The organism is Pedobacter sp. 05T44 (genome assembly GCF_056395985.1).
Genome location: NZ_JBFTKO010000022.1, coordinates 56,053 through 66,919, shown reverse-complemented (window position 1 = coordinate 66,919; position 10,867 = coordinate 56,053). Strand labels below are relative to the sequence as shown.

12 protein-coding genes are annotated in these 10,867 nt (G+C 38.8%); 1 reads left to right on the top strand and 11 read right to left on the bottom strand.

Annotated features, from left to right (window positions below; translation table 11 throughout):
- Positions 1-177: 177 nt before the first annotated feature.
- The 7 genes from AC1DDK_RS23585 to AC1DDK_RS23555 form a co-directional block, all read right to left on the bottom strand.
- The gene (locus tag AC1DDK_RS23585) at positions 178-795 is read right to left on the bottom strand and encodes an ABC transporter ATP-binding protein (protein ID WP_337718176.1); all 618 of its coding nucleotides are present in this window, start codon (positions 793-795) and stop codon (positions 178-180) included.
- Positions 792-1,463: a molybdate ABC transporter permease subunit gene (modB, locus tag AC1DDK_RS23580; protein WP_337718178.1), complete on the bottom strand. Its 672-nt coding sequence runs from the start codon at positions 1,461-1,463 to the stop codon at positions 792-794. Before modB ends, AC1DDK_RS23585 begins: the two co-directional genes overlap by 4 nt.
- Positions 1,464-1,474: 11 nt before the next feature.
- Positions 1,475-2,221: a molybdate ABC transporter substrate-binding protein gene (gene modA / locus AC1DDK_RS23575; protein ID WP_337718180.1), complete on the bottom strand. Its 747-nt coding sequence runs from the start codon at positions 2,219-2,221 to the stop codon at positions 1,475-1,477.
- Between the two features lie 4 nt (positions 2,222-2,225).
- Positions 2,226-2,735 (bottom strand): molybdopterin-binding protein, encoded by a 510-nt coding sequence (locus AC1DDK_RS23570; RefSeq protein ID WP_337718181.1) that lies wholly within the window; start codon positions 2,733-2,735, stop codon positions 2,226-2,228.
- Between the two features lies 1 nt (position 2,736).
- Complete coding sequence (locus AC1DDK_RS23565) at positions 2,737-4,725, bottom strand: TonB-dependent receptor plug domain-containing protein (RefSeq protein ID WP_337718183.1); 1,989 nt, start codon at positions 4,723-4,725, stop codon at positions 2,737-2,739.
- A 25-nt stretch (positions 4,726-4,750) separates the two neighbouring features.
- Positions 4,751-5,821, bottom strand: a complete 1,071-nt coding sequence (locus AC1DDK_RS23560; protein WP_477634100.1) for a cytochrome-c peroxidase — start codon at positions 5,819-5,821, stop codon at positions 4,751-4,753.
- 161 nt (positions 5,822-5,982) lie between these two features.
- Entirely contained in the window at positions 5,983-6,330 is a 348-nt protein-coding gene (locus AC1DDK_RS23555; RefSeq protein WP_337718188.1) for a winged helix-turn-helix domain-containing protein, read from the bottom strand.
- 212 nt (positions 6,331-6,542) lie between these two features.
- On the opposite strand from AC1DDK_RS23555, the gene AC1DDK_RS23550 reads away from it, so the two are divergent.
- Positions 6,543-7,586 carry a serine hydrolase domain-containing protein gene (locus tag AC1DDK_RS23550; protein ID WP_337718190.1) on the top strand — a complete coding sequence of 348 codons (1,044 nt, stop codon included), beginning with the start codon at positions 6,543-6,545 and terminating at the stop codon, positions 7,584-7,586.
- A 24-nt stretch (positions 7,587-7,610) separates the two neighbouring features.
- On the opposite strand, the gene AC1DDK_RS23545 is transcribed toward AC1DDK_RS23550, so the two are convergent.
- The 4 genes from AC1DDK_RS23545 to AC1DDK_RS23530 form a co-directional block, all read right to left on the bottom strand.
- Entirely contained in the window at positions 7,611-7,961 is a 351-nt protein-coding gene (locus AC1DDK_RS23545; protein WP_337718191.1) for a DUF2200 domain-containing protein, read from the bottom strand.
- Between the two features lie 43 nt (positions 7,962-8,004).
- Positions 8,005-8,793, bottom strand: a complete 789-nt coding sequence (locus AC1DDK_RS23540) for an SDR family oxidoreductase (protein ID WP_477634099.1) — start codon at positions 8,791-8,793, stop codon at positions 8,005-8,007.
- Entirely contained in the window at positions 8,790-9,713 is a 924-nt protein-coding gene (locus tag AC1DDK_RS23535) for a helix-turn-helix domain-containing protein (protein ID WP_337718195.1), read from the bottom strand. Before AC1DDK_RS23535 ends, AC1DDK_RS23540 begins: the two co-directional genes overlap by 4 nt.
- Positions 9,714-9,795: 82 nt before the next feature.
- Entirely contained in the window at positions 9,796-10,650 is an 855-nt protein-coding gene (locus AC1DDK_RS23530; RefSeq protein WP_172660251.1) for an SDR family NAD(P)-dependent oxidoreductase, read from the bottom strand.
- Positions 10,651-10,867 lie beyond the last annotated feature (217 nt).

Below are 10,867 nucleotides of genomic sequence, written 5' to 3'. Positions count from 1 at the left end.
ATTATAAACAGAAGGTTCAAGATGGTAAAAACAAAATGAGTGTCCTGAATGCTGTTAGAAACAAAATAATCCACAGAATCTTTGCCGTCATAAAAAACCAAACCATTTATAAAAATGATTTGGTTTTGTCATAGAAATCGAGATGACGAAGTGAGAGATCTAATGCCAGGCTGCAAGTTAAACAAGCTCAAAGGAATATTCTGCAAACCCTTCCGTTTCCAGCGGATGATGAGTTACAACCAAACAGGTGATTTTTAACTCATCAAATAAAGTTTTCAGGTCGGTCATTACATCCTTTTTGAGCACATTATCTAAAGCCGAAAAAGGCTCATCCATTAGTAATAGACTAGGTTTTGTAGATAAAGCCCTTAAAATAGCCAGGCGTTGCTGCTGGCCACCTGACAGATGCTTGGGTTTATGTGTTCTAAAAGCGTCAAGCCTGCCTATCGCTATTAACCTGTCAATATATTGAGCATCGTTTGAACCATACTGAAGGTGTTCTATAACAGTCATATTTGGAAACAAGGCATAATCCTGAAATACAAAGCCTACACTACGTTTCTGAGGTTCCAGATTCCTGTTGGCTTTGGTATCAAGCCACACATTCTCGTTCGCCGTTATCTTTCCTTCTTCCGGTTTAATCAAACCGGCAATAATTTTTAAGAGCGTTGTTTTACCCGATCCAGAAGGACCAATAATCTGGGTAATGTGCCGATGATGAAATGAAGCCTTTACCTGAATCAGATTAGTTCCATTGTAGGTTCTAACTCTTTTTTTTATATTAATTTCTATCATTCAAGCGGGCTTTTTGCAGATTTTCTATTCAAAATAAAAACAGTCAGGACTATTACAAAAGTGATTGAAAACAGAATCAGGGAGTAGTAATTTGCATTGGCATAATCCATACTTTCTACCGAATCATAAATGGCGATCGAGGCAACTTTGGTTACACCTGGAATATTTCCGCCAATCATCAAAACAACACCAAATTCTCCTAAGGTATGAGCAAAAGTAAGCACAGCCGCAGTTAGCAAAGAGGATTTGATATTGGGTAATAATACATGCCAAAGGGTTTCAAACTTTGACTTACCCATGGTATAGGATGCTTCTCTAATCGAGGTAGGCAAATGTATAAAAGCCGATTTTACCGGACTCACCATAAAGGGTAAGCTATAAATAACCGACGCTAAGATTAAGCCCTCAAATGAAAATACCAGGTGTATATTAAAATGTTCCTGCAGCCATTCTCCCAAAGCATTTTTAGGGCTAAAAGCCAGTAACAGATAAAATCCCAGCACTGAAGGAGGCAACACCAATGGCATGGTAATTATTGCCTCAATGATTAGCTTAGGGATGGAACTACGGCCAGATAGCCAATAAGCTATGGGCAAGCCAATCACAAAAAGGATTAACGTTGTCACACAGGCAAGTTTTAGGCTAAGGAATATAGGTGTTAAATCCATTCTTTTTAAACTTACGGAATTCTATACCCATTCTTCTTAAAAAGCTGTTTAGCTGCGGGCGATTGAAGGTAACTGAAAAACTTTGAAGCTTTATCGTAATTCCCCTTTTTGGCATGAGTAAGAATAAGCATTCCTTGTTTTATTTCATCATAAACTCTAGGATCAACCTTCACCCATTTGAGTTTTGCAGCATCGGGCCTTTCGTATATCAATGCTTCTGTTGTAAAACCAACACTAGCCACTCCTGCAGAAATATAGGTGTTCACCTGCGAGATACTTTCTCCCAGTACCATTTTATCTTTGATCTTGTTCCATAACCTGTAATGACGCAAGGCCTGTTCTGCTGCCTTTCCATAAGGTGCTAGTACAGGATTAGCTACAGCTACCTTGTTTACTTTGTTGGTAGTTAACAGGCTCCGCCAGTTTTTCAATTCCAGATCTGAAGTGCTACATACAATTAAACTGCCTAAGGCATACACTTTCGGTGGGTTAGTTCCGAAACCTTCCTTATAAAGAGCATTTGGAAAATCCATATCAGCAGAAAGAAAAACATCATAAGGTGCGCCGTTCTTTATTTGAGCAGTTAGCTTTCCCGAAGAACCTGCAATAACCTCTATTTCAATTCCGGTTTTCTTTTTAAAATCTGCCTGCAAGGCTTTTATTACAAATTGTGCGTTGGCAGCTACAGCAACTCTTAAAGGTTGCGCATGTGTTGTCAACGACAACACTAAAAGCAGAAATAGAAATAGCTTTTTCATCCTGTTAATTGGCAAATTTAACCTTTATTGAAATAACCTGTCTCGCGTTTCTCGGTTTCCTTTTTTCACCCTCAATGATGATGTGGAACGGGCCCTCATCTGCTGATAATAAGGCGCCGTCCTTTCTGTTGGCCAGAATAATTTTACGCGAAGAAAATGCAGGATCAACTTCAGGCAATGAGAAAAGGACCTGGTAACCATCGCTGGCTTCTACCAGCAGATATTTGGTCAGATTTTCGCCTTTTAATTCTTCGGCTAAGGTCACTCCCGCATTTTTAAGCACAAGGCCAAGTTCAGCGCCGGTATAGGTATGTTCTTTTTCTGTCCGGTCTTTCTGGGTAATAGTGGTTTTAGGTAATTTATCTACGTCAGCAGGAGTTAATACCAGTTTGGTTTTCACCTCACCTTCGATAACTGCCGATAACTGTTTTGCATCAGTTTGAGCAAACAATTTGTTTGACGCCAGCGAGGCAATAAATAGGGAAGCAAGGAGTATTATTTTATAGGATTTCATATTAAAGATTATTGAATACTAAATTTACAAAGTAATTTCTGCCTGCTTCCGGAAAGCCTTCGCTAATTGCATAGTTTTTATCGAAAGCGTTGTTCACGCCTGCCTCAATAGAAATCCAGCGGTATCCTTTAACTTGCGCGCTAAAGTTTGCAACTGCAAATTCACTTGCTTTAGTACCATAGCTAGTGCTATAGCGCGAAGAATTGTATTCCATGCTGGCCAGTACCGAAGCTATATTTTTGAACTGGTAACCTGAAGATACCAGAACTTTGTGATCTGGAGCATCTGTAAATTTGAGTCCTTTATTGCTCAGATTTGCACGGTGCAAATAGCTGTATTGCGCTCCGGCATTCCACCCATTAAGGATCATGTAGTTAGCCGAGAACTCTGAACCGTAAAATTCTGCTTTACCTGTATTCTGGAGTTGAGATACATTGGGTTGCACATTACTTACCTGCATAATGGCATCAGTAATACGGCTATAGAAGAGGCTCGCGCCAACCTGAATTCTATTAATAAAGGTTCCGGAATAACCGGTTTCGTAATGCAAAGCTGCTTCCGATTTCAGATCCGGGTTAGGGAGGGCAGTTCCCATACGGTACGAATAACGGTCTTTTATGGTTGCGAAACGCGTTTTTCGTGCAACAGATGCATTCAATTTATGCTGTTCGTTTAACTGGTAAACTGCACCGAGCTGGGCATTAAAAGCATAATTGTCATTTTTAGGATGGTTAGTGATTTCCTTAGTGGCTGAATTGTAATTCTGAGCCTCAAGGCTGCTGCGCAGATTAACCCCTATACCCGGCAGCAATACTAACTGTTCGTTTACCTGATAGGAGTCTTCCAATCCTACAGAAGCCGTATAGTCTCTGGTAGTACGAATAGGTTCGCCTATATTGTATTCCTTATGACGATCATTTTTGAATTGAGCCGACGCACTTAAAAAATGTGTAGTACTTAATTGATTATTATATTCTAATGACCCGCCGTAGGTATCATCCTTGTAAATACTCTGAAAAGAAGAGCCTTTCTTTTGAGTAGTGTAGGTATTATCGTCAAAAGCACTCAACAGGTTGCCAAATTTATCATAATACAAACGTGTTTTTATGGCGCTGTTTTTAGTAATGCCTGTGGTTGATAAAAAGTAGTAGCTTTCTTTATCCCAGTAAGGCCATTGCCAGAAACGTGGAGTAATTTTAGCATCATCACCCACGTAAGGGGGATTGCCCTTCTGGCCATCTTGTTTCACATAGTTGAATGCATACTCATCACCTGCTTTTGGCGTAAACCCCACCTTAAATGAATATTTTACATCTTCACGATATGCATTTTCTCTTTTACCGCCGTCTTCATTTGGTTTGGCAACGAAGTCCTTAGAAACTGGAAAACCCTGTTGCTTTAACTGTGAGATGCTTCCCTGAAAATAGAACTTACCAAAATTTGATCCTGCATTCAGGTTCAAACGATGCCCATCTCCACTCATAAATCCTGAACGCGCATCAATTTCAAGTTTATTTACCGGTTTCCTCGATACAATATTGATCGCACCACCAAGTGTGTTTGCGCCATAGGTAACTGATGAAAAACCTTTGGAGACACTGATTTGTGAAACATCAAAAGTAGTAAAGCGGCCMAGATCTACATATCCGTCATAAGGCACATATACAGGAATTCCATCAATAAAAACAGGAACCTGCCTCAAATCAAAACCGCGAACCAGCACAACAGATTCATTTCTGGCCCCAACCTTGGTTAAATGAACTCCTGGCAATAGGTTCAAAGCACCTGAAACATCAAGTTTGTTATTCGCTTCAATTTTTTCACTGTTTACCGTATTGGTTTCATTTTCGGTTTTTCCCTTGATCTGCACTTCCCCCAATTTGAATACCCTTTTAGTGATGGGCAATGTGTCGGTTGGTTTGATGTCTGATTGGGCTGCGGCACTCAAGGAGAGTGCTAAAAAGAGTAAGGATAAGTAGGTTTTAGGCATTTAGTTTGATGGTTAATTGGTTGGTTTATAAATTCGGATTTGAAAATTCGGGGTTGTTTACAAATGATGAGTCGGTAAGCATATTTAAAAAGGCAATAACAGCCTTCTTTTCCTGTATAGTAAGTTGAAGACCTGTACCGTTTTTTCTATTTGATACACCTTTTAAGAAGGGACTGAGGTGTTTGGTTTCCAAATGTTCGCTGTAATGATCAAGCACCTGCTCCAATGAAATAAAACGACCGTCGTGCATGTAAGGGGCGGTCAGCGCTATATTCCTTAAGGTTGGGATTTTAAATCGGCCATGATCAGAGTCCAACCCGGTAATGGCTTGTATGCCATTATCTTTAGAGACGTTATCTAATCCATTGTTATGGAACAATTCCATATAGGTTTTTACCCCTCCATGGCAATGGGCACAATCTGCACCTCGTATTTTTCGGTCAGGTTGGGGTGCGGTCATAAACAAATTCATTCCCTCCAGTTCAATGGGAGAGGGCTGGTATTCCTTTTTCAGATACTTGTCATACAATGAATTTGCAGATATAAGGGTTCTTTCAAATTGCGAAATGGCTTTTGTGATTCTTGAAGGAGTGATAGCTGTATCACCAAATGCACTTTTAAACAAAGATGGATACACATCCGTATTTCTTAATTTATGAGCAGACACATCTAATGCCTGACCCATTTCATGTGGATTTGTTAACGGAAATACAGCTTGCTCTTCCAATCCAACCGAACGCCCGTCCCAAAAAAACTTGCGTGCCCAAAGTAGGTTAACCAAAGCCATAGAATTTCGGCTGGTTAAAGCTCCGTCTACGCCTACACTGAAAGATTTTCCATCGGTAAAAGCTTTAGATTGTTCATGGCAGCTGCCGCAAGATAATTTATTGTTTGCCGAGAGTCTCGTTTCATAAAATAGCCTACGCCCTAAGCCCACACCTTCTTTGGTAGTTAGATTATCTGAGGGAATGGTAATGCGATTACCGAAATTAGCTGGATAAGTGAACTGATAAGGGGAGGGGTTAGGTGCAAAAATTMGGAGCAACAAAAAGAATGATCCAATAACGCAAGCTAAAAGTTTGTAAAAATCATTCATGTTTATTGATATGCGTCTGAAAGTTCTATATTTATCGTTATATTTTTTAAAGTATAACGGTAAATATAGGATGAATGCCGCATTTGTCAATGGCAAATCAATAACTATTTGTGTTTTATATGATTTTTATCATATATTGTAGTGTCCGATACTGGTAATAGCTATATTTTTATAGAATTCTCTTCCTGTTTAAGAAATTCGGTGAATTTTTCCTGTAGTTTTTTAAATTCTGCAATCATATCAAGCCCTTTTTCAGTAACAATTGCCTTTCCGCCACCTGTACCGCCCCTCGATAGGACCACAAGAGCATCATCAAAGTGTCCATTTATATGCTGCACTAAATCCCAGGCCTGTTTGTACGACATTTTCATTTGTAGGGCAGCCTGTCGAAGTGAGCCACTGGCATGAATGCGTTCTAATAGCTCTACTCTGCCGTGGCCTAATACTTTTCCTGTTGGAGTTTCGATCCAAATCCGGCCGTTTAACTTAAAATTCGTTTGCCCGTTCATATTAATCTTGAACTTTAAATATAACAAAAAGTACAGTCATAGTGCCTATTCCGCAATTATAGAATCGGAAAGCTATATATTGATGCAATGATGTTGCTATATGGCGGGTGCCATGGTGTGGTATTTAAAACGAATATAAATTTAATATAATAATCTTGTAACCTTCGTAAGTGATTTATCATCTTATATTAAAACCCCAATTCAATTAAGATATGAAAAGCTTGAAAATCTTGTTACTGCTTGTAAGTATTTGTGTTACTCAGAGTTTAAATGCTCAGATAAAAACCTTGAAGGGGGAAAATTTATCAAGTACGGCAATCGATAAATTTATCCAGCAACAAATGGATTCGCTTAAAATACCTGCACTGTCCATCGCATTCATAAAAAACAATAAAATAGTGTATTATAAGGCAACGGGGGTTAGAAATGCTGAACATGGACGTGTGGATAACAATACGATTTTCGAAGCAGCGTCAATGACCAAAACTGTATTTGCATATGCCGTTCTTAAACTTGTTAAAGAACGTGTATTGAGTTTAGATACGCCGTTGTATAAATATTATCCTTATGATGATATCAGTTCCGATGAACGTTATAAGCTCATAACAGCGAGGATGGTTTTAGACCATTCTACGGGGTTTCCTAATTGGCGGGAAAACAATAAATTAACTATTAACTTTACTCCTGGTAGCAAATTTGGCTATTCGGGTGAAGCTTTTGAATATCTCGGACAGGTAGTAAAGCATTTAACGGGGAAGAATACAGATGAGCTTATTAAGGAATATGTATTTAATCCGTTGTCGATTAAAAATTCCTATTTGACCTATACTGAATATGTTAAAAAACATTTGACAGATGGTTTAAAAGACAATAAAACCTGGGGTAAAAACGATTTGTATCTACAACCTTATGTATCTTATAGTTTATACACCGATGCTAAAGACTATGCTAAGTTTGTGATTCAATTAATGAAAGAAAGCGACACCGCTAACAGTACTTTCCAATCAATGTCTGCTCCACAATTGGAGCTCGATACGGCGGAAATGAAGACAAAAATATCGGCTTGCCTTGGGATATTTGCAGAGCAAACGCCATATGGTGTGAAATATTTTCATCCCGGGAATAATGATGATCGTTTTACATCAATATTTGAGTTTTACAAGGATTCGAAAATCGGAGTTGTTTATTTCATGAATTGCATCAAACAAAATGAATTAACTAAAAGATTAAATGAGTTTTTAGTGAGTGGTAAATGATGGTGAAACAAAGTCTGAATCTGTTTATTTCCTTAAAATTTTTTCCATATCCTTTCCTTTTGCCAATTCGTCAACTAACTTATCCAAATAACGTATCTTTTGCATGAGTTGGTCTTCGATTTCTTCCACACGATAACCGCAAATTACACCCGTAATTTTTGAAACATTTGGATTTATTTGCGGTGCCTGAGCAAAAAAAGTTTCAAAATTGGTTTTGTTGTCGATGAGTTGTTGCAGGGATTGTTTGTCATATCCTGTCAGCCAAAATATGATCTCATCTAATTCTTCTTTTGTGCGTCCTTTTTTCTCCGCTTTTTGAATGTAATGCGGATAAACGCTCGCAAAAGACATTTTATATACTCTTGTATTGTCCATTTTATCTGTTATTAATTCTCAAAGTTGTTTTTTATTAGGGTTGTTAGTATGACTTAGCAAGGCCACCATCAAGTGGGATGCTTGCTCCCGTGAGATATGAAGCATATTCTGATGCCAAAAAAGCCACTAAATAACCATATTCCTCAGATTTACCAAGCCTTTTCATCGGAACTTCGTTTTCTCTTCCTTTCCTGATTTCAGAAACCGTTTGACCACTTGAGATTGCTTGTTTATCAATAAGGTCATTTATCCTTTCGGTATCGAAATAGCCTGTTAGAATATTATTGACGGTAATATGGTGTTTTGCTACTTCATTAGATAGTGTTTTGGYCCAGGCTGCAGTTGCAGATCGAATAGCATTCGAAAGCACCAGATTATCTATTGGTTCTATTACAGAAATGGAAGACACATTTATAATGCGACCATGTTTTTGTTTAATCATGTGGGGTAGCGCCAGTGATGTTGTTTCGCAAACTGTTTTGAATACAAGGTCAAAGGCCTGCTGATAGGACTTGACGTCTTGGTTTAATGCGGTTCCCGCTTTCGGACCGTTGGTGTTGTTCACCAAAATATCGACGGTATGGTTCTTGAAAAAATCAGAAATGATTATTTGATATTTTTCAAAATCTGAAAAGTCGGCAACAAGATACTGATGAACCTGATTTTCGTGCACCACGGGCAGAAGGGAAGTGATTTCTTTTAGTTTGGCCTCATTACGGGCCATTAAGGTTACATTGGCCCCGCATTTAGCCAGTTCCTCTGCTATAGCAAGTCCTAATCCCTGAGTACTTGCGCCAACCAGCGCATTTTTTGATGTTAGCTGAATGTTCATAATATAAATGACTTTCTAAATTCTAATGGCGATAAGTTGGTTTTTGTTTTAAACAACTTACTGAACGATTGTGGATGTTCAAAACCTAACGCATAAGCAACTTCACTTACGGATAAGTTAGTGGTAGATAGTTTTTCCTTCGCCTTTTCTATAAGCTTTTGATGGATGTGCTGCTGTGCATTTTGTCCGGTTAGGGAGCGCAGCATGTCACTTAAATAACTGGGTGATAGATTTAGTGTTTCGGCAAGATATTGAACAGTAGGAATACCCTCGCTTAAAGATCTTTCATCTGTGAAATAAGTGTCTAATATCCTTTCCAATTGTTGTAACAAGTCACTGTTTACTGCTTTTCTGGTAATGAACTGGCGTTTATAAAAACGATTGGCATAGTTTAGCAATAAATCAATCTGAGAAATCACCACATCCTGGCTAAAGTCGTCGATCCGGCTGTTCAGCTCATTTTCAATCATTTTGAAAACCTCTATGACCGTTGCTTTTTCCTCTTCTGAAAGATGTAAGGTTTCGTTCGTTGAATAAGAAAAAAAGCCATACTGCTTTACGTTTTTAGATAGTGGATAACCTAAAAAGAAATCCGGATGGATGAGCAAAGTATATGCAGAACATACAATATCGTCATCATCTTCGCTGCCAATAACCTGGCCGGGCGAAATGAACAATAAACCACCCTCATCAAAATCATAATAACCCTGTCCATATTTTAACCTCCCGCCAAGCCTGGGTTTGTATGATATTTTATAGAAACCGATTACATGATTTTGAAGAGGTCTAACCACTTCCATCTGTGAGTGAGGACCATTGAGCAGACTCACTAACGGATGTTTCGGCTTAGGTAACCCAAAAGCATGATGGGCATCTATTAAGGAAGCAATTTTCTGTGGAATGTTTTCTTTCTTTTTCATCGCCAATTGAAATGATAACCAATGGTTGGCTAAATATCGATTATCATTCCTGCTTTAACAAGTTATCTTATTTTAGATTGCATTATTTTGAGGATCCCTGTGCGGAACTAGAGACTTCTTCCCATTCTTCCCAGACAGCTAAACGCTCATTGTAAATATCACGCACCAATGGCAGGCATTGGCTACCGAGGAAGAGCCGTAGTGGCGGATTTTCTGCATCTACAACTTTGAATAGCGCATCTGGAGTCGCATTCGGATCGCCTCTTTCCATGGTGCTTAGGCTTTCAAAAAATGTTGCTTTAAATTCTGTGTAAATTTCCATTCCTTGTGCAAACTTCAATGAATCCTTACTACCAAATTCAGTAGCATAAGCGCCTGGCTCTATAATAGTTACCTTGATGCCAAAGGCTTTAATTTCTTCGGCAAGGCTTTCATGTATGGCTTCAAATGCCCATTTTGATGAACTATAGTAACCGATAACCGGTAGGGTAACATGGCCCAGATTACTAGATGTTCCCAATATGTGACCAAATCCTTGTTTCCGAAGTAATGGTAAAGCGGCTTGTATAACGGCAACAGGGCCAAGAACATTGGTTTCATAAAGTGCGCGAATATCGTATGTGCTGGCTTCTTCAATAGTTCCTACCAATGAATAGCCGGCATTGTTCAACACAATGTCGAGTCGGCCGAAATGCTTATAAGCTTGTTCCACTGTAGCCCTTACCTGCTCGGAATTTGTTACGTCAAGTTCTAAAGTCAGCACATTTTCACCATACCTTTCCTTCAGGTCTGCAATACTTTCCAAATTGCGTGCAGTAGCTGCAACCTTGTCGCCACGTTTTAGCGCTGCATCAGCCCAAACGCGCCCAAAACCTCTGGAAGTGCCCGTGATGAACCAAACTTTGTTTGCATTTGAATGATCTTTTTGATGTGTCATGATTTTATATTTTAAATAAATGATACAACAAAGGTCAACAGATAGCATTGCCTCCTCGTAGGCTAATTGAGGGTTTTTGTAGCCAAAATGAGGATGTCAGACCTAAGGCGATAATGCTTAATATGTCGCAAATTGGTCGTGAAATTGTCGTATATGCCCCTGATCAATACCTATTTTTACGTGCATCTTTGTTAAAGAAAATTAACATAAACATAAA

Excerpts from the sequence above, each read along its gene's own strand:
- AC1DDK_RS23585 (WP_337718176.1), bottom strand. The coding sequence starts at position 795 with ATGATAGAAATTAATATAAAAAAAAGAGTTAGAACCTACAATGGAACT.
- modB (WP_337718178.1), bottom strand. The coding sequence starts at position 1,463 with ATGGATTTAACACCTATATTCCTTAGCCTAAAACTTGCCTGTGTGACA.
- modA (WP_337718180.1), bottom strand. The coding sequence starts at position 2,221 with ATGAAAAAGCTATTTCTATTTCTGCTTTTAGTGTTGTCGTTGACAACA.
- AC1DDK_RS23570 (WP_337718181.1), bottom strand. The coding sequence starts at position 2,735 with ATGAAATCCTATAAAATAATACTCCTTGCTTCCCTATTTATTGCCTCG.
- AC1DDK_RS23555 (WP_337718188.1), bottom strand. The coding sequence starts at position 6,330 with ATGAACGGGCAAACGAATTTTAAGTTAAACGGCCGGATTTGGATCGAA.
- AC1DDK_RS23550 (WP_337718190.1), top strand. The coding sequence starts at position 6,543 with ATGAAAAGCTTGAAAATCTTGTTACTGCTTGTAAGTATTTGTGTTACT.
- AC1DDK_RS23545 (WP_337718191.1), bottom strand. The coding sequence starts at position 7,961 with ATGGACAATACAAGAGTATATAAAATGTCTTTTGCGAGCGTTTATCCG.
- AC1DDK_RS23535 (WP_337718195.1), bottom strand. The coding sequence starts at position 9,713 with ATGAAAAAGAAAGAAAACATTCCACAGAAAATTGCTTCCTTAATAGAT.
- AC1DDK_RS23530 (WP_172660251.1), bottom strand. The coding sequence starts at position 10,650 with ATGACACATCAAAAAGATCATTCAAATGCAAACAAAGTTTGGTTCATC.